We start from the raw sequence: 20145 nt of genomic DNA, 5'->3' as shown, positions 1-20145 counted from the left end.
TATCAGAGCCCTAATTTTTCACAACGAAAAAGAGGCCTAAGCCTCTTTCCTAGTAGATTATAAATTAGCGACGTAAACCTAATTTTTGAATCAGTTGGCTATAACGTTCGAAATCTTTACGACGTAAATAATCTAATAATTTACGACGACTAGATACCATGCGTAACAAACCACGACGACTATGGTGATCTTTCTTATGTTCAGAAAAATGACCTTGTAAGTCATTAATGCGTGCAGTTAAAAGTGCAACTTGAACTTCAGTTGAACCAGTGTCGTTAGTACCACGACCAAAGTCGGCAACGATTTTCGCTTTAGCTTCTACAGTTAGAGACATAATAAACCTCTTAAATTAACATAAAATATGGAATGACCGATCTCTAATTCAGACACTCCTCGATATTCATATACTAGATATATGAATCGTGCGCAATTATACTAGAATTTACTGAAATAGCAATTTGATTTGTTTTTATTGCACTGGCATCATTTAATGGTATAGCCATACTCTTCTTGAATGAGTTTTTTAAGTGCTTCAATATAATTTTGTGCCGAAATACTCAATTGTACTTTTTGAGAGGTAATCCACCCTACTAATATTTTTTCTTTCACTTTGAGCGGTATAGATATAATATCAGAACCATTCAAATCTGTGCTTAATATTCCCGTACTTATAGTATAACCATTTAAACCATGTAGTAAATTGAACAAAGTTGCTCTATCACTAACATGAATACTTTTTTTATGATATACCGTACTCAAAATCTCTTCCGAAAAATAAAACGAATTATACTCACCTTGTTCAAACGATAAGTAAGGATACTCTTCTAAATCATGTAAAGTTAGTAATTTCATATCAGCTAAAGGATGATTAGTACTGATAAATACATGAGGATCCGCTTCAAACAGAGGATTAAAAGTCAGCCGATGCTCTTTTAATAAACGTAAAATGACCTTTTGATTAAAATCATTAATATATAAAATGCCGACTTCGCTACGTAAATTAGCCACATCAGTAATGATATCGTAAGTTCTAGTTTCTCGTAATGTAAACTCGTATTCATCGGTGTGATTTTTTTTAATAAGATTAACAAAAGCGTTGACTGCAAATGCATAATGCTGAGTTGAAATGCTACATAACTGTTTCGATGGTGCTTTTTTAGCATAGTGTTGCTCTAACAGTTCAGCTTGATCCAATACTTGCTTAGCATACCCTAAAAATTCCACACCATCGGTTGAAAGTGAAACCCCTTTTGACGTACGCACAAAAATCTCAATACCAAATTCTGTTTCTAATTCTTTAACGGCAGTTGATAAACTGGGTTGGGTAATATATAAATTTTTAGCCGCTTCATTTATTGAACCTGAGCGGGCAATTTCTAAAATATAACGTAACTGTTGAAGTTTCATAGCATCACTTAATTGATTGTTATAAACAAATCATTTTGCAAAATAAATTCAACTATATACAAAATATAATTACAAGCGCAATAAAAAACTACAGTCCAAAACTCTAATTACACAAAATAGATAAACTAATTTAATATAACTTTTTATTCATGATATGGATCATAACTGTAATTAATTTTTAATTTCCTCGATAATTATTCTACTCACCAATTATCTAATATTAATATATCTTGCCAGTTTCCTTTATAAATACCGCCATGATAACAAATCACTTCTTCAATTTGGTAATGAAATAAACTTTTCACTGAACTTTGTGCTTGAGATAAGTCATAAGCAAATTCTGGATAAGGAATAATTAGTCGATCATCAACCAAAACCAATGCATCACCAGCTATAAGCGTTTTGGTTTCCTTAATATATAAGGATATGTGACCTTCAGTATGTCCTGGTGTAAAAATAACCTCAACACCTTGACTTATAGCTAAAATTTGGTGATTACTTAAAATATCAGTAACTTCAACCCTTTCTATACTTTCTAATATATTATGGAAAGTAATAGCCTGCTTTTTTTCATCATCAGATAAGGAAGAATATCTTTTTTCTGCTTGTTCTAAACGCAAAGGTTTTCTTCTTTTTTCGATATATGCTTTTTCTACATTAGATGACAATATTTTAATATAAGGATATTTTTTTTTAAAATCAGCTAATGAGCCAATATGATCAAAATCATGATGTGTAATAATAATATGAGATAACTTATTTAAATTTAGATCCTTTTTTTTTGCTTCTTGTTCAAATAAGTTGAACTGACAAGGATACCCAGCATCAATTAATATCATATTATTATCATCTTGTATAATAACAGGATGAATGACCTGTAAAACGCCATTATAATCAAAATTTATATCTAATACTTCAATTATCATTTTGTACTTAGCTTATTTGAGAATACTATGTAATTTGAATTAACTAAAATAACATAAAATTTAATTTTTGAAACTTATTCTTTACCAATATATTTCTACATTCAGCTTCAACGTACGAACTGAAGCGTTAAGACCAACTAGCGAGAGCAAAACAGCAGTTTTCTACACATCAAGGAAAATAGTTAAATGGCTTTGATAAGCTCCTTATAAAAATTCGCTATACATATTAAAACATCTTCTATCGTGCTTGACGCTATTCAGTGAGTGCTTTGCCTAAATCATCAAATTTTTTCGCTCTAATTCTTTTAATAAAATAGCAGCGATCAAACCATTTTTACATGGTATTGCTTTTTATATACATATGATCCGCTGTCCATAACTCAATGCTTTTACTGCTGATTTTGATGTCCTGCTTAGTGACCAGATTAACTTGGGCATTTTGGGCTTGCAGGTTTATATCACCCTGATTGGCAAAGGTGCTGTCTGAGCCCTCTATACCTACTGGACTAATAAGATTCTGCTTCCCTGTGCATAGGTTAAAATCCCTTATTCGATAATCGGATTAATGCCATTTTGAATGGTTTATCACCTGACAATTATAATAATGGCAAAATTATTTGCCCGGACTTGTTGCCCATGATCTAAAAATTGGGTGGATTTTTCAGTTTAAGATATTGTCCCATGCTGACGTTATTGTACTTTCCTTGCTACCCTTTAGGCATGCCGTGTTTTTTTAACCCGGCTTTAGCTTTGGAAGTGATTTCAGTTATTTTCAATTAGGGTAAGGATTCGGACACGCATCAGATCCTTGTGATATCCGTTCGGTATCCTTTTACCAAACTCTATTGACGGTGCATCAGGGTGAGCAACGGCATGATCCAACCGATCACATTGCCAGCCGGAACAAAACCAATAATAACCGTGTTACTATAACCTGAGTTGAATTCACGTTAACAAATAATCTAAAAAAGATTATAAAACACTCTTTTCGTATATTTTGCAATCTTTTTTTAAAATTCTTTAAATTTGAATTATGAATATAACTTACTGATATCATTAATAAATTAATGAAATATCCATCAAGCTTATTGCCTTAGCATTATCAAAAAAAGAGAAACCGAATTGAACTTTTACCAATGGTTTTTGAACATTTTGCACGGAACGTTGGTTAAGTTTTAATAGCTGAATAATCCTTTTTACGGAATCGTCCCCCCTTTTGTTCAAAATTTTTGACAAAATAACGGATGGCAAAGTGATAAAAATGGGTTACAACCGACCAATAAGATAAGCTGTTAAATGAAATTTTAGTGTGACGAATGAATTTTTTGAATATCGTGTTTTATAAGTAAATGATCATTTAAGTTGTAAAAAATATTCAGGAGTGTATACCGTTTTGTTTTTTGTTTTTTGTTTTTTGTTTTTACATTCACCTATAAAGTGCCAGCCAGAGCATAAAAGAAAAAACATACGTTTAAGTGTAAAACTGAATCACTAAAAGAAGTTTTCATAGAAGAGTTTGATACTCATAATGGTCGAGACGGTAATAAGCATGGGCCTTATTAGTTTTCGCCCTTTGGTGATAACCATTTTTGCTCCTAACCTTGCACCAATAAATTGGCCTACAAGCATGACTAAACCAATTGACCAAACCACTTCTCCACCAACAATAAAAAAGATTAAACCCGCTAAGTTAGAAGTAAAATTAAGTACTTTCGTGTGTGCAGTGGCTTTGGTTAAATTAAAACCAGCTAGAGAGATATAGGCAAGTGCGTAGAATGAGCCTGCTCCGGGACCAAAGAATCCATCATAAAATCCGATTATTAACGCTGGTAATATGGCAAATTGGATTATGGTTAAGCGACTTTTACGATCATTTACCCCAATGGTTGGGGATAATAAGAAATAGAGCCCTACACTGATGGTTAAAATGGGTAATAATAATTTTAAAAAGTTCGCTTGTATATGCATGACTGATAATGTGCCAAGCGCCGAGCCGATAAAAGCACATATAATCGCCCATTTTTGCTGTTTTAAATCAACCATGCGTTCACGAATAAAGTAAAGACTGGCTGAAAATGATCCACCACAGCTTTGTAATTTATTAGTGGCTAAGGCGCTCGCTGGAGGTAAGCCAACTGCCAATAATGCAGGTACGGTTAATAATCCTCCACCACCAGCAATTGAATCGATAAATCCAGCTAAAGTAGCAAGAGCAAATAATAATAATAAGAGTTCATCACTCATAATTTATTCATATCATTACACTGGGCCCGATAACGAAGATAGTGATCCATTAAAACAATAGCAACCATTGCTTCAGCAATTGGCACAGCCCTTATACCGACACACGGATCGTGCCGTCCATGTGTTGATACTTCAACACTCTCACCATGAATGTTGATAGATTGACTTGCGATTTCAATACTTGGCGTCGGTTTTAATGCAATACTCGTTAAAATAGTTTGCCCTGAGCTAATTCCACCCAAAATACCACCAGCATGGTTAGATAAGAAACCTTGTGGAGTTATTTCATCACGGTTTTCACTACCACGTTTACTAATAACATCAAAACCATCACCGATTTCTACACCTTTTACAGCATTTATGCTCATTAGTGCATGGGCAAGTTCGGCATCTAATCTATCAAATACAGGTTCACCTAAACCAACTGGTACATTTTCAGCTACAATGCAAACCTTCGCCCCTATTGAATCACCTTCTTTTTTTAATGATCTTAATAATTCATCTAATTTTTCAAGTTTACTTTCATCAGCACAAAAAAATGGATTTTTTTCAACTTGTTGCCAATCTTTTAATTGACATTTTATCTCACCCATTTGGGCTAGATAGCCGCGAATGGTGATCCCTAATTTTTCATACAAATATTTTTTTGCTATTGCACCAGCAGCAACTCGCATCGCAGTTTCACGTGCCGAAGAACGCCCACCACCACGATAATCGCGGATCCCGTATTTATGTTGATAAGTGAAATCAGCATGGCTTGGTCTAAAAATATCTTTAATTTTGCTGTAGTCTTGTGAACGTTGATCGGTATTCTCAATTAATAGACCAATGCTAGTACCAGTTGTTACCCCCTCAAAAACGCCTGATAAGATTTTTATTTGGTCAGCTTCACGCCGTTGAGTTGTATAACGCGAGGAACCTGGACGACGACGATCAAGATCATGTTGCATATCTGACTCAGTCAAAGCGAGCCCAGGAGGCACACCATCAACAACACAACCTAAAGCAATACCATGTGACTCTCCAAATGTTGTGACTTTAAATAATTTTCCTATTGAGTTTCCAGCCATAATAATTTTTCCGAATATTGAAAATAGCCTAAATAAAACAGTGATGATATTGAATCAGCTTTTCTCGAGTGATAGAAAAAACACCTAACCCACCTCGTTCAAATTGCAACCACTGAAAAGGTACTTGATGATATTGCTCTTGTAAGTGAACCCAGCTATTTCCTACCTCACAAACTAATACACCTTGTGGTGATAAATAATTAATTGCATCACTTAAAATTCGTTTAACGATATCTAAACCATCAAATCCTGCTTCAAGTGCTAATTTAGGCTCATAGGAAAACTCATCAGGCAAATCGTCCATATCTTCATTATCAACGTAAGGAGGATTGGTAACAATAAGATCATATTGTTTTGTTGGAATATCATTGAATAAATCAGATAGCATTGGTGTTACTTGGAAATTCATTTGATGCAAGTCGATATTTTGTTGTGCTACATCTAATGCTTCTAATGAAATATCAGTAATATCAACTTGTGCATCAGGAAAAGCGTAAGCACACGCAATACCAATACATCCACTACCTGTACAGAGATCTAAAATCTGTTGGGGTGATTGGGATAATAAAGATTGGAAGTGATTATCAATTAATTCACCAATCGGAGAACGAGGAATTAAGACTCGTTCATCAATATAAAAACTATGTCCACAAAACCATGCTTGATTCGTTAAATATGGTGTTGGCACTCGATCATGAATCCGTCTTTGGATTACATTGAAAAGCTCTTGTTTTTCATCATTTGTAAGATTTGCTGAATAAAATTCGGTAGGAATAAACAGTGATAAACCCAAAGTGGTTAAGATAAGTTGTTTAGCTTCATCGATAGGATTATCAGTTCCGTGACCTAAAAAAGCATCTGATAAACTAAGTTGCGATGATGTCCAGCGTATAAAATCCTGAACCGTGCGTAAGTTTTCCATAATGGCTCCAATGATTAAGGAGAGGGAAGGTATAACTCGTCACTTCCGATCACATTATAATGAGGAAATGCACTAATATAATATTGAAAATGATATATGTAAATCACATTGAACAAAAGATTCTTCATTTCCAAAAACTAAAATAAATATGGCGGTGAGGAAGGGATTCGAACCCTTGATACGTTGCCGTATACACACTTTCCAGGCGTGCTCCTTCAACCACTCGGACACCTCACCTTATATTTACAACCTGCTTTAGAAAAAGCAGGTTGCATACTATAATAATCTCAAGCTAATTAATCAAGTTTTTTTAATGCGTAAAAACAATGATACCAAACACAACTAAAACGGATAGAATTGCAACTGTTGTCATTAAAGCAAATTTTAAATCTGTACACATCTTAAATTTTCTCCAATAATTCTGTTATTGACCAAAACCTATTTATTAATTGGTGAACTAAGTGAAATAACCTCTTGAGTTGATTTTTTTACCTCAATATTTGGATATTTAGGCGCTAAATCCAAAAGAATTTCGACTGATTCATTTAAATAAGCATCTGGTTGCTTATAATCTTTAGGTAAATCTTCTAATTTAGAAATGGGTGGTTTACCTTCACGAGCTAAACGTTCATTGGTTCTTTTTAAATCACGATCTTCATAACTTTTTTGTTCAGCTTCACGATTCTTTTTATTGAGAGACACAATATACCGACGTTCTTTTTTATCATTAAGCTCTTGAATATCTTGATCGATATAAACAAATTCTGGATTATTTGAAATTCGAGTTAAATGTTCTGATTTCAAATAAGGCAATATTGGTTTTATATTAGTCAGCGTTAAATATTCAGATGATGGTATTTTATCCCATGGCATGGCATTATCTAAAAAACGTTCACCTGTTTCATCGTCATATTTTGTTTTGCCCATTTCAATATCGGGTTCAACACCTTTAAGTTGTGTACTCCCTCCATTGATACGATAAAACTTCTGTACAGTATATTGTACACCACCTAACTCGGGCCAATTAGGATGGAGTCTGGCATCTGTTTGATAAGCAATATTTCGTGAGGTTTGAACAGTCCCTTTACCATAAGTTGTTTCACCGACTATTACAGCTCGACCATAATCTTGTAACGCTGCAGCAAATATCTCTGAAGCAGAAGCGCTATAACGATTGACCATTACAACAATGGGACCTGTATATTCAATACCTTTATTTTTATCATCATAAACAATTACTTTTTGAAGATTATCGCGAACTTGAACTACTGGTCCATAATCAATGAAAAGACCTGTCAAAGAGATAACCTCCGCTAAAGAACCCCCACCATTATTACGTAAATCAATAACCAGACCTTGTAACTTAGCTTTATTAGCATCCAATAAAAGAGATTCGACTTTATCGGTTAATCCCATATAAAAACTTGGTATATCAATAATACCAACTTTTCCTCGCGGGTTATCGACAATATTTAATTTTGCTTCACGATCTTCAAAGTGAATTTTATCTCGAGTAAGTTCAATAATTTTTGGTTTACTATTGTTACCCGCGGGCAATATTTCAAGTTTAACCACTGTTCCTTTCGGACCTCGAATTTTGTCAACGATATCATCTAAACGCCAACCAATTACATCTTCTATAGGAGAATTACTTTGCCCAACACCGATAATTTTATCACCTACGGCAATTGATTTACTTTTTTCAGCCGGTCCGCCAGTAACAAAAGACATGATTACTGTATAATCGTCTTGTTGACTAAGTGTTGCACCTATACCTTCAAAAGATAAACTCATTTCCGAATCAAAATCACGTTTTTTACGTGGTGCTAAATAACTGGTATGAGGATCTATTTCTCGCGCAAATGCATTCATAAAGACTTGGAAAGCATCTTCATTATTTGATTGTTCAATAGTTTTTAAAACTCGATTATAACGTTTGGTCAATATTTCTCGAATTTGAGTTTCAGTTTTTCCAGATAAAGATAAGCTAAGCTCATCATATTTAACACGCTTATTCCAATAAGAATCGAGCTCTTTTTCAGTAATTGCCCAAGATATATCTTCACGATTAAAATCAATTTCATCGTTAGTCGAAAAATCCATTGGAGATTGTAAAACTTTAAGCGCATATTTATAACGTTCATAACGTTTACGCATTGCAAGATTATAGATATCGTATGCCGTTTTTAAATTACCATCAAATAATTCTTGACCTAATAACTCTTGCCTGTTGCGGAAAGTATCGATATCGTCTTGAATGAATATCGCTTTACTACCATCTAGCATTTTAAAATAGCGATCAAAAATTTTAGCTGAAAATGCACCGTCTAATGCAAAGTTACGATAATGTGCTTGAGTAAAAAAATTTGTTACTCGCTTAGCTACAACTTGATGAACATCATCTTGTTTAAGTATTGGTAATTGTTCAGCGACAGGCTGTTTGGCCTGTACACTTAGACTTACAATGCATAGTGCAAGGCTTAATTTAATAGTGCCTTTGAGTAATTTATTCATTCAAATTCTCTATTTGGTAATAATATGCTCAGGTTTAACAGTTAATTCCATACCAGATCCGACATTTACTTTGATATGCTCTTTTTCAATATTAATGATTTGTACTTTTAACGGTTTATTACCTAATATTACTTTAACATAATCACCTATTTTTAATGTTTTGGCTTTTTTGACAGACGGACGTGAATTTTTACGTTTTTCTTTTTGTGTTCGCTCTTTTAAACGCTCTTTAGCTTTCTGTTTACTTTCTTTTAATTGTTGTTGAGCATATTCCATTTGTTCTTTGCTTATAAGTTCATTTAGATTTCCATCTAAATCAACACGATGAGCGCCTTCTTTAATACTATATAAATAGCGCCAACTCATGGTATAAGCGCGTAAGGCAACACGAAGTTTTGTTTTACTTAGCGCCTCATCATCCAAGCGAGAAAGGATATCTTGAAAAATTCCAATTTTTAAAGGTTTTGCTTCACCTTCAAGAGTAAAACAATTTGGAAATTGTTGAGCTAAATATACAATAATATCTTTACTATTTGTTAATTGAAACTGACTTTCCATTGTTTATTCCATAGCAACTAAATTGATTTTTTACTAGCGTTAAAGTATATCGCAGCTTGCGCAATAACACTAACTATCTTTTTTATGTTTATTAATAAAACTTATAAAATCTTTAATGCCGTTTCGCATTAACCACGATATAACAATGGATTTTTCATCAACAGATAACTGTTCAAATGCTGTCATCCATAATTGCAATGGATCAATTGGTGAAACAACATATGTAGCACTTTCTTCTTCAAGATATAATGCTTTTTTGACACTTAGAGGTAAGCTGCTTATATGATACTCTAAAGCCTTTCCTCTAACACCCGTTCTTTTGCGTGCAGTCCAATTTTCAGCTCTTGCTTTACGATTAACACCTTGTATCGTTGATGGCATCCCGGCAATACTTGATAGCTCTTTTGATGAGAACCATTCTTTCATTTTACTATCCCATTTTAACACAATAAGAAAAAATTATAGAAATTAAAGAAACTTTGATACAATAAATAAGAAACAAGAAGTCATAAATAACTATAGTTAGATTATAAACTTACTTGTTTAAGTAACATCAAAGCATATCATAGATATACAAGGTTATAAACTAAGAGGAAATAAAAAATGAAAATTGATTCTAGTGATTGGCATCCTGCAGATATTATTGCCGCACTAAAAAAGAAAGGCACAACGCTTGCTAATCTTTCTCGACAATCAGGTTTAAGTTCATCGACATTGAGTAATGCTTTAGCTAGACCTTGGACAAAAGGAGAATTTATTATTGCACAAGCATTAAATATGGAGCCACATGAAATTTGGCCCAGTCGTTATATAGATTCCATAACCAATCAACCGATAAAGCGCGTACTACGACTTAAGAAGAAAAAAAAGCGAAAATCCATGACTAAACAAAAAAAAATTAATAAAGAGTGATGAAATTATGGAAACATATAGAAATAAAAACAACATTTCTATCTTGATGTAGATTAAGTTTTTTGTAGATCTTGAACGTTACCAAACATATGCTATCATTCACATTCATGGAGAAAAAATATTAATTATCAGGTTACAATATAATGAAAAATGTTAATAAGTTCTTTATCGCTTTATTCTCAATCATATTATTATCGGGTTGTACACAAAATAATTTTATTGAACAAGGTACACCACTAAGTAAAGACAAAGTTAGTAGTATAGTTGAAGGTTCAACAACTGAAGCACAAATAATATCGTTATTTGGTGAACCGGCAAGTAAGAAAGTGATTAATTCTGATGAAGTACAATGGACATATAAATACATTAGAAAAAGCTCAACCAGCCATTTAATTATTGGTGAGACCCAATCTAATGCTATCAGCGGAACATTGGATGTTATCATTTCGAAAGGCGTAGTAACTTGGTATAATTATGATGAAAATCATGAACATAAAAGATGGTAGTTACACTTACTTTATTTATACCGATAGCACATTGCTATAATGTGCTATTAGCGTGAATTATTTTACTTCATTTAAGAGCAACTCTATCTTTTTCCGATAATAACCGTATAAAAAAGTATACACTTTACCCATCTATCTAATTAAGAACAGACATTACTGGACAAAATCATACATTAAGTTATACTCATTAACGAGATTAACCAGACAATCGCTGCTTTGTTATTGTCCTTTGTAAAAAGGAAACAAATAAAGGGGAGGAAAGTCCGGGCTCCATAGGGCAGAGTGCCAGGTAACGCCTGGGGGATGTTGGCGTGAGCGAACATTCACGACTAGTGCAACAGAAAGTATACCGCCGATGGCTTATTTATAAGAACAGGTAAGGGTGAAAGGGTGCGGTAAGAGCGCACCGCGCAACTGGTAACAGTTGTGGCACGGTAAACTCCACTCGGAGCAAGGTCAAATAGGGATTCATTGGCGCGGCCCGCGTTGAATCCGGGTAGACTGCTTGAGCTAATGCGTGAGTATTAGCCTAGAGGAATGATTGTCCACGACAGAACCCGGCTTATCGGTTAATTTCGCCCTCTTATTTTAAATTCATCTGTAAAATTAAATCTCAAGATTGCTTCTTCTTTGCTAACCAACGTTTAAAAGCAAGCCACAACGAGAAAATTAATCCTAATAATAATAATAAAACTGGAATCAACATAAGAAGAGACATGATTTGTTTTTCATATTTATTAAAAACTGGCGATAAACCAAATAAATAACCTAATGTTACAATTAAGAAGATCCATAATGTTGCACTTATCCAGTTATAAATATGAAATTTTCGACTATGTAATCCTGATAATCCCGCCATGATAGGTAATAACGTACGTACAAAAGCAATAAATCGCCCAATAAAAAGAGCTTGTAATCCATATTTATGGAATAAAACTTCTGATTTTTTATGATATTTTTCTGGAACATGTTCCATCCAGCTTTGTACAAGCTTGGTGTTACCTAACCAAAGACCTTGTGCATAACCTAACCAAGTACCTAAAGCGGCTCCAGCAATTAAAATAACATTTATTAAACCAAAATGAAAAACGTCGAGACTAATCAATACTCCAGTTAAGAATAATAAACTATCACCAGGTAAGAATGCTGCTGGTAAAACGCCATTTTCTAATAAAATAACGACAAATAACATACCGTAAAGCATCCAAAGCACATTAGGATTTGATAGCGTTGCCACATCCAGATTAACAAAAGCATGATAAAGAGTAATGATTGTTTCCATCTATTTAATTTCCCATTTCATTTATAATTATTAGTTATTAATCGTTCCACCAACGGTTAAGTTATCCACTTTTAAAGTGGGTTGTCCAACTCCTACAGGAACACTTTGTCCAGCTTTACCACAAATGCCTACACCTGAATCTAATGTAAGATCGTTCCCTACCATCGATATTTGTTGCATGGTTTCAATGCCGGAGCCAATCAAAGTTGCACCTTTAACTGGCGTAGTTATTTTTCCTTTTTCAATCAAATAAGCTTCTGATGTTGAAAAAACAAATTTACCCGAAGTAATATCAACTTGACCGCCAGAAAAATTAGGTGCATAAAGACCATAATCTACACTGTTGATAATGTCGTTGAAAGACGATTCTCCTGCTAACATATAAGTGTTGGTCATTCTTGGCATAGGTAAACATGCATAGCCTTCACGACGCCCATTACCGGTTGAATATGTATTCATTAATTTAGCATTCATCTTATCAAACATATAACCTTTTAAAATACCTTTTTCGATAAGAACAGTTTTTTGACTTACTGTACCTTCGTCATCAATTGATAATGATCCCCTGCGATTTTCAATTGTTCCATCATCGACAATTGTACAGAGTTCCGAAGTAACTTTTTCACCAATTTTTCCTGAAAACACCGAGCTGTTTTTGCGATTAAAATCCCCTTCTAAACCATGCCCTACCGCTTCATGAAGTAATACACCAGGCCAACCCGCACCTAAAATTACTGGCATTGTACCTGCTGGAGCAGCTTTAGCAGATAATGAAACCAATGCAATCCGCACAGCTTCACGAGTATAACTATCAGCAAAGCTTTCAGACGCCTTAGGATTAATGTTCAAAAAATACTCATAACCAAAACGACCTCCACCGCCACTACCACCACGCTCACGTTTTCCATCTTTTTCTACAATAACCGAAACAGATAAACGAACTAATGGACGGATATCGGCACATAGTGTACCGTCAGTACCTGCAATCAAAATTTCTTCGTAACTACCCGTTAAACTGGCTGATACTTCAATTACATTTTTATCAATTGACCTTGCTAACTGATCAATATGTCGCAGCAATGCAATTTTTTGCTCTTGAGAAAAAGAATTAATTGGATTAATTGATGGATACAATGGTACGGTTTTAGCTGTTCTAAGCGGCGTAACAACAATAGGAGGTTGCTGTTTAGTAATGGAATTGGCTGCCAATACGCTTTGCTCTAAACGAGTTAGAGAAAGCTGATCAGTATAGGCAAAACCCGTTTTTTCGCCAACAACTGCACGAACACCAACACCTTGATCACGATGGAAAGAAGCATTTTTGATAATGCTATCTTCCAATACCCAGCTTTCGTAATAGCCAGATAAAAAGTATAAATCTCCAAAATCAATTTGCCTTGAACTTAACATATCAAGCAAATGCAAAATATCATGTTGACTTAAATTATTAGGGTTGAGTAGTCGATCACTCACTTGAGTTAATATCATAAATTCCTTAAATTTTTATTTTTGATGCTATCTTTCTGATATATATCCATTATTCTTTTATTTCCATACAGAAACGTATAGTTAACCTGAAACTTTTTAACACATTACTGTTTTACATTAGTACCACATCATATTGTTCTTGAATATAAAGTGGTTCAATTTTTACTTCAACTCTTTTACCAACAAAGACTTCAACTTCTGCAAGTGCATGTGACTCATCAATAGTTAAAGCATTAGCAACAGCAGATGACGCATAAACTAAAAAATATTCAGAACGATGAGCTTTATACACTCTAACAATTTCACGTAAAATTTCATTGCAAACAGTTTCAACTGATTTAACCATCCCTCTACCCTTACAAGCAGGACATTCTTCACACAAAATATGTCCAATACTTTCTCGAGTTCGTTTACGTGTCATTTCAACTAATCCCAATGTTGAAAATGAATTAATCGTCGTTCTAGCTCGATCTTTTGATAAAAAATCCTGCAATGATTGTAATACACGTTCTTGATGTACATTTTCTTGCATATCGATAAAATCAATAATAATAATACCTCCTAAATTGCGTAATCGTAATTGACGAGCAATAGCGATGGTTGCTTCTATATTGGTATTAAAAATTGTCTCTTCTAAATTTCGATGACCAACAAATGCACCAGTATTAATATCAATTGTTGTCATGGCTTCGGTTTGGTCAATAATTAAATAACCACCAGATTTTAGTTTAACTTTGCGATCTAATGCTCTCTGAATTTCATTTTCAGTATCATATAGATCGAATATCGGAATGTTACCACGATAATGAAAGAGTTTATTGGTCACTTCTGGCATAAACTCTTGAGTGAAATCGACTAAAAGATCGTAAGTTAATTTAGAGTCGACTAAAATACGCTCAATTGGATCACCGACAAAGTCCCTTAACACGCGTTGCGATAAAGCTAACTCACCATAAACTAAATTTTTGCTGGTAGGACGAGCCATTCGTTCTTGAATTTTACTCCATAACCGTTTTAAAAAATTTGCATCTTGCTCAAGCTCATGAGCGTTTGCACCTTCTGCGGCAGTTCTAACAATAAAACCACCATCTGGAGTTACGAATTGTTCAACAATATCTCTTAATCTTTGGCGTTCTTCTTCACTTTCAATACGTTGAGAAGTAGCAACATGAGCGGAATTTTGACCTGGCATCAATACTAAATAACGTGACGGTAAAGTAATATCGGTTGTAAGACGAGCACCTTTAGTTCCTAAAGGATCTTTAACTACTTGTACCATTAAATCTTGTCCTTGACGGACAAGTTCAGAAATGTCTTTTACTTGAAATTGCTCTTGCTCTGAATCCGAAACACATTCAGTATGAGGCATGATATCTGATGCATGCAAAAATGCAGCTTTTTCAAGACCGATATCGACAAATGCTGCCTGCATACCAGGCAAAATACGAATAATTTTTCCTTTATAGATATTACCGACAATGCCTCGACGAGATTCACGATCAACATGAATTTCTTGTAATACACCATCTTCAATATAAGCAACTCGCGTTTCGGATGGAGTGACATTCATTAATAATTCAACTGACATACAGAAATATTCCCCTAATTAATCGCAAAGTTTTGTTTTATTCTTTGCATTAGCAAATATATCCATATCCATAAAAAACCATCAACGCAACTTGATAATAATATATATGGTGACATAGTAATTGTATGATAAATACTTACCTGAAATATAAATATTAATGCATTATAACAAACCGAAATACCAAATAAGATAAAAGCCTGTTGCCATAAAGCTAAATTACTCAGCAATTGGTATTTAAATACGAGTAAATAAGCAATTAAAGAATAAATGAAGGCATGAACACCTAATATTGTCCCTGAACATAAATCTATTATTAAACCAAACACAAATGCTGTACCTATACCAATCTGATATGGCATAGTAATTAACCAATAAGCGATTATTAATAAAAATAAATGTGGTTTAAACATATCATATGATGGTGACCAAGGTATAATTTGAAAAAATAAGCCTATTAACAAAGTGAACCAAATAATTAATATGCTATTACGAGCCCTCATGCTTTACTCCTTGATCTCCCCATAGTAATAATAAATAACGTAAACGTTTTAAATCGGCTGTCGGCGTTGCTGAAATAACTGGAGTTGAATCGCTAATATCAAGTTTAACTGAACTGACTATTGCGACAGGATAACCTTCAGGAAAACGACCGTCTAATCCAGAAGTTACTAATATGTCACCAACTTTAATATCAACATTATTTGGTAAAAAATCGAGTGTTAAATCATTACTGCATCCGTTACCAACTGCCACCATAGAAATATCGTTTCTTAATATTTGTACAGGTATTGCATGTTGATAATCACAAACTAAAATTGCTCGGCTAGTATTTTGAGCTGTTTCATAAATTTGCCCAACAATACCTTTATCATCAACTACAGGTTGACCAATGTAAACACCCTCTTTTTTACCTTTATTGATAACAACTTGATAAACATAAGGGTCAGTATCAGCTAATATGACTTGAGCTGCCATTTTATGTTCATCATGTCTTAAAGGCGATCCGAGTAATTCTCTTAATCGATCATTTTCATGTCTAAGATGCTCAAGCAATAATAAATCTGTCTTTTTTTCAAGCAATATATTATTTAGATTTGCATTTTCTTTTTCTAACACTTCGCGTGTCTTTGACATCTCATACAGTGTGTCATACGTCGCTTTTGGCGCATTTGAAATATAATACAATGGCGAAATCATTGTATCTAAATAGTAACGAACTTCTTTAAACGGACGATAATTTAAATCTAATACTATTAATATAAAAGATAATAGTAAAGATATAAATAATTGCACACTAAGAGGAGAACGTTTAGAAAAAAGTAATTTCATTATCCAGTGCTTACCTGTTATATGCTTAAAATCTAATTAATTCAAGATATGACTCCGCCGACTATGTCGGCGGAAAAAATGAGATGTTTATTGACCATCGACTTCATAAATATGAAATTAATCAATAAGTAAATAATAATTACTCTTCACTAAAGAGATCTCCTCCCTCCATATCAACCATATCGAGAGCTTTACCACCACCTCTTGCTACACATGTAAGAGGGTCTTCGGCGACAACTACATGAATACCCGTTTCAGCCGATAATAATTTATCAATATTACGTAATAGAGCACCGCCACCAGTTAATACCATTCCATGTTCGGAAATATCCGAAGCCAGTTCAGGTGGACATTGTTCTAACGCAACTTTAACAGCACTAACGATACCACTAAGTGGTTCTTGAAGCGCTTCTAAAATCTCATTAGAATTTAAAGTAAAACTACGAGGCACACCTTCAGCAAGATTTCGACCACGAACTTCAATTTCAAGAACTTCATCTCCAGGATAGGCACTGCCAATAACATGTTTAATTCGTTCAGCGGTCGCCTCACCAATTAATGCACCATAATTTCGACGAACATAATTGATAATTGCTTCATCAAAACGGTCACCACCGATTCTTGCCGATGCCGAATAGACAACACCATTTAACGAAATAACGGCAACTTCAGTGGTACCACCACCAATATCAACGACCATTGAACCTGTTGGCGATGAAACAGGTAAATCCGCACCAATAGCTGCAGCCATCGGCTCTTCAATTAAATAAACCTCACGGGCACCTGCGCCCAATGCTGACTCACGAATAGCACGACGCTCGACTTGTGTTGCACCAACTGGTACACAAACTAATACACGAGGACTTGGTCTTAAAAAACTGTGGCTATGCACTTGACGGATAAAATACTGTAACATCTTTTCAGTTACAGAAAAGTCAGCGATTACGCCATCTTTCATCGGTCTAATAGCAGCAATATTACCTGGAGTACGTCCTAACATCTGTTTCGCAGCCTGCCCAACAGCAGCGACACTTTTAGGTGTGCCTGTGCGATCTTGACGGATGGCGACAACTGAAGGTTCGTTTAGTACAATACCTTGACCTTTTACATAAATAAGGGTGTTAGCTGTACCTAAATCAATCGATAGATCATTTGAAAACAAGCCACGAACTTTTTTGAACATAATAAAAACTCTTCCTAGAAATAATCTTGTTTAAGTGTTAGTGAGTACTTGAAGCAAACCATAGAATAAAATACTTAATTTTAATTTTATATCGTATAAAATAGTATTCTAGATTATTTTTTAAAACCTGTTTGCTTCAATAACAATTAGGTTTTTCTATTGTATCGCAATTCTAAAATAATACCTAGAAAATAGTATAATAACAGTTTGTAAAGGAAAGATATATAATGACAAAATCTAATTTACAGTGTATGCTTCCGCGTTAATGTTGAGTTACTGCCTTATTATCACTTTAAAAGATTACTTTTGAGATATTAAGGATGCATTAAATAATTGTTACTTATATCAAATAAACACGGTGTAATTCATGGATATACGCAAAATTAAAAAATTAATTGAATTAGTTGAAGAGTCAGGTATTTCAGAAATTGAAATTTCTGAAGGTGAAGAATCAGTTCGAATTAGTCGATCAATACCTACAGCAAACTATTCAGCGCCAATACAAAACATTCAAATCCCTCAAGCTGCCCCAGTTGTTGTAGCTCCTAGCTCAGCAAGTGAAAGTGTAGCTGAAACGGATCCTATTACTCCCGCTCCGGCAGGTACTACTATAAAATCGCCAATGGTTGGAACGTTTTATCGCACGCCAAGCCCAGAATCGAAAGCTTTTGTAGAAGTTGGTCAAACTGTCAATGTCGGTGATGTACTTTGTATCGTTGAAGCGATGAAAATGATGAACCAAATTGAATCTGAAAAAGCAGGCACAATTAAAGCTATTTTAGTTGAAAATGGTCAACCAGTTGAATTTGATCAGCCACTATTCATCATTGAATAATATTAACTTATTTATAAGATTAAGAGATCGAATATGCTTGATAAAATTCTTATTGCTAACCGTGGAGAAATTGCTCTACGTATCCTACGAGCATGTAAAGAACTTGGAATTAAAACTGTCGCTGTTCATTCCTCGGCAGATAAAGATTTAAAACATGTATTACTTGCAGACGAAACTGTCTGTATAGGTCCAGCAGCTTCCGCTAAAAGTTACCTCAATATTCCTGCATTAATTTCTGCCGCTGAAGTTACAGGTGCAGCAGCAATTCATCCTGGATATGGTTTTTTATCAGAAAACGCAGACTTCGCTGAGCAAGTAGAACGTTCTGGATTTGTTTTTGTTGGACCAAAGCCTGATACCATTCGTTTAATGGGTGATAAAGTGTCAGCAATTCATGCCATGAAAAAAGCTGGCGTACCTTGTGTGCCTGGCTCTGATGGACCTTTGAGCAATGATATTGAAAATAATAAGCAGATCGCCAAACAAATCGGCTATCCGGTTATTATCAAAGCGTCCGGTGGTGGCGGTGGTCGTGGTATGCGTATTGTTCGAGAAGAAAAAGATCTTGAACAGGCAATAAAAATGACCAAATTAGAAGCAAAAACCGCTTTCAATAACGACATGGTCTATATGGAAAAGTTCCTCGAAAACCCTCGTCATATTGAGATTCAAGTGCTTTCTGATGGTCAAGGCCATGCTATTTATTTAGGTGAACGTGATTGTTCAATGCAAAGACGTCACCAAAAAGTAGTTGAAGAAGCACCGGCAGTTGGCATTACCCCGAAAATGCGCAAATTCATTGGTGAGCGCTGTGTTAATGCGTGCATTGAAATCGGTTATCGTGGCGCAGGAACATTTGAATTCTTATTTGAAAATGGTGAATTTTATTTCATTGAAATGAATACGCGTATTCAGGTTGAACATCCAGTTACCGAAATGATAACAGGTGTAGATCTGATTAGAGAACAGATCTTAATTGCCGCAGGCAAACCTCTTTCTATCCAACAAAGTGATATTGAAATCAAAGGTCATGCCATTGAATGCCGTATAAATGCCGAAGACCCTAAAACATTTATGCCTTCACCAGGTAAAATTACTCGCTTCCATGCGCCAGGTGGTTTTGGTATTCGTTGGGAATCACACATTTATGCGGGTTACACAGTACCGCCTTACTATGATTCAATGATTGGTAAGCTAATTGCGTATGGTGAAACTCGTGAAGTTGCTATTGCACGAATGAAAAATGCATTAGCAGAACTAGTGATTGATGGTATTAAAACAAATATAGATCTTCACATTGAAATTATGAATGATAAAGACTTCCAAAAAGGAGGAACAAATATTCATTATTTAGAGAAGAAATTAGGCATTTACGAATAAC

20 protein-coding genes, 1 tRNA gene and 1 other RNA gene are annotated in these 20145 nt (G+C 34.5%); 5 read left to right on the top strand and 17 right to left on the bottom strand.

The features are described from left to right. Positions 1-64: 64 nt before the first annotated feature. The 11 genes from rpsO to J3U19_RS01305 form a co-directional block, all read right to left on the bottom strand. Complete coding sequence (rpsO, locus tag J3U19_RS01350) at positions 65-334, bottom strand: 30S ribosomal protein S15 (RefSeq protein WP_267339433.1); 270 nt, start codon at positions 332-334, stop codon at positions 65-67. 149 nt (positions 335-483) lie between these two features. Beyond that, on the bottom strand, positions 484-1407 hold the full coding sequence (locus J3U19_RS01345; protein ID WP_267339434.1) for a LysR family transcriptional regulator: 924 nt from the start codon (positions 1405-1407) through the stop codon (positions 484-486). 203 nt (positions 1408-1610) lie between these two features. Then, complete coding sequence (locus J3U19_RS01340; RefSeq protein WP_267339435.1) at positions 1611-2333, bottom strand: MBL fold metallo-hydrolase; 723 nt, start codon at positions 2331-2333, stop codon at positions 1611-1613. Positions 2334-3824: 1491 nt separating this feature from the next. Then, positions 3825-4577, bottom strand: a complete 753-nt coding sequence (locus J3U19_RS01335) for a TSUP family transporter (protein ID WP_267339436.1) — start codon at positions 4575-4577, stop codon at positions 3825-3827. Continuing rightward, positions 4574-5647, bottom strand: a complete 1074-nt coding sequence (gene aroC / locus J3U19_RS01330; protein ID WP_267339437.1) for a chorismate synthase — start codon at positions 5645-5647, stop codon at positions 4574-4576. The genes J3U19_RS01335 and aroC overlap by 4 nt, the downstream gene beginning before the upstream one ends. Positions 5648-5675: 28 nt before the next feature. After that, positions 5676-6569, bottom strand: coding sequence for a 50S ribosomal protein L3 N(5)-glutamine methyltransferase (gene prmB, locus J3U19_RS01325; RefSeq protein WP_267339438.1), 894 nt, complete (start codon positions 6567-6569; stop codon positions 5676-5678). Positions 6570-6718: 149 nt separating this feature from the next. Continuing rightward, positions 6719-6806: transfer RNA gene (locus J3U19_RS01320), tRNA-Ser, on the bottom strand. A 73-nt stretch (positions 6807-6879) separates the two neighbouring features. Continuing rightward, a complete protein-coding gene (locus J3U19_RS11505; protein WP_416380322.1) occupies positions 6880-6969 on the bottom strand; it encodes a YnhF family membrane protein in 90 nt (29 codons plus the stop codon). A gap of 38 nt (positions 6970-7007) precedes the next feature. Further along, positions 7008-9083: a carboxy terminal-processing peptidase gene (gene prc, locus J3U19_RS01315; RefSeq protein WP_267339439.1), complete on the bottom strand. Its 2076-nt coding sequence runs from the start codon at positions 9081-9083 to the stop codon at positions 7008-7010. 9 nt (positions 9084-9092) lie between these two features. Further along, entirely contained in the window at positions 9093-9641 is a 549-nt protein-coding gene (proQ, locus tag J3U19_RS01310; protein ID WP_267339440.1) for an RNA chaperone ProQ, read from the bottom strand. Between the two features lie 69 nt (positions 9642-9710). Further along, the gene (locus J3U19_RS01305; protein WP_267339441.1) at positions 9711-10067 is read right to left on the bottom strand and encodes a DNA-binding protein; all 357 of its coding nucleotides are present in this window, start codon (positions 10065-10067) and stop codon (positions 9711-9713) included. Between the two features lie 177 nt (positions 10068-10244). Between J3U19_RS01305 and J3U19_RS01300 the strand changes: the two genes are divergently transcribed. The 3 genes from J3U19_RS01300 to rnpB all read left to right on the top strand — a co-directional run bounded on the left by J3U19_RS01300 (position 10245) and on the right by rnpB (position 11640). Then, a complete protein-coding gene (locus J3U19_RS01300; protein WP_274460506.1) occupies positions 10245-10553 on the top strand; it encodes a helix-turn-helix domain-containing protein in 309 nt (102 codons plus the stop codon). 143 nt (positions 10554-10696) lie between these two features. After that, entirely contained in the window at positions 10697-11059 is a 363-nt protein-coding gene (locus J3U19_RS01295; protein ID WP_267339442.1) for a hypothetical protein, read from the top strand. Between the two features lie 192 nt (positions 11060-11251). Continuing rightward, positions 11252-11640, top strand: an RNA gene (gene rnpB / locus J3U19_RS01290) — RNase P RNA component class A. 32 nt (positions 11641-11672) lie between these two features. Here the strand turns inward: rnpB and J3U19_RS01285 are convergent. The 6 genes from J3U19_RS01285 to J3U19_RS01260 all read right to left on the bottom strand — a co-directional run bounded on the left by J3U19_RS01285 (position 11673) and on the right by J3U19_RS01260 (position 17929). After that, positions 11673-12341, bottom strand: coding sequence for a DedA family protein (locus J3U19_RS01285; RefSeq protein WP_267345235.1), 669 nt, complete (start codon positions 12339-12341; stop codon positions 11673-11675). 30 nt (positions 12342-12371) lie between these two features. Further along, a complete protein-coding gene (gene tldD / locus J3U19_RS01280) occupies positions 12372-13829 on the bottom strand; it encodes a metalloprotease TldD (RefSeq protein ID WP_267345234.1) in 1458 nt (485 codons plus the stop codon). Between the two features lie 112 nt (positions 13830-13941). Then, positions 13942-15417 carry a ribonuclease G gene (gene rng / locus J3U19_RS01275; RefSeq protein WP_267339445.1) on the bottom strand — a complete coding sequence of 492 codons (1476 nt, stop codon included), beginning with the start codon at positions 15415-15417 and terminating at the stop codon, positions 13942-13944. Between the two features lie 14 nt (positions 15418-15431). Further along, complete coding sequence (mreD, locus tag J3U19_RS01270; protein ID WP_267339446.1) at positions 15432-15917, bottom strand: rod shape-determining protein MreD; 486 nt, start codon at positions 15915-15917, stop codon at positions 15432-15434. Continuing rightward, entirely contained in the window at positions 15904-16746 is an 843-nt protein-coding gene (gene mreC, locus J3U19_RS01265) for a rod shape-determining protein MreC (protein WP_267339447.1), read from the bottom strand. Before mreC ends, mreD begins: the two co-directional genes overlap by 14 nt. A gap of 139 nt (positions 16747-16885) precedes the next feature. Beyond that, entirely contained in the window at positions 16886-17929 is a 1044-nt protein-coding gene (locus J3U19_RS01260) for a rod shape-determining protein (protein WP_025316140.1), read from the bottom strand. Between the two features lie 367 nt (positions 17930-18296). Here J3U19_RS01260 and accB point away from each other — a divergent pair, with 367 nt between their 5' ends. Together accB and accC are read left to right on the top strand one after the other, a co-directional pair. After that, positions 18297-18764 (top strand): acetyl-CoA carboxylase biotin carboxyl carrier protein, encoded by a 468-nt coding sequence (accB, locus tag J3U19_RS01255; RefSeq protein ID WP_267339448.1) that lies wholly within the window; start codon positions 18297-18299, stop codon positions 18762-18764. 33 nt (positions 18765-18797) lie between these two features. Next, positions 18798-20144 (top strand): acetyl-CoA carboxylase biotin carboxylase subunit, encoded by a 1347-nt coding sequence (accC, locus tag J3U19_RS01250; RefSeq protein WP_267339449.1) that lies wholly within the window; start codon positions 18798-18800, stop codon positions 20142-20144. Position 20145: the final 1 nt, after the last annotated feature.

This window comes from Gilliamella sp. B2828 (genome assembly GCF_026537125.1).
Classification (GTDB): domain Bacteria; phylum Pseudomonadota; class Gammaproteobacteria; order Enterobacterales; family Orbaceae; genus Gilliamella.
The sequence above is the reverse complement of the archived record's forward strand: the minus strand, read 5'-3'. Positions and strand labels throughout refer to the sequence as shown.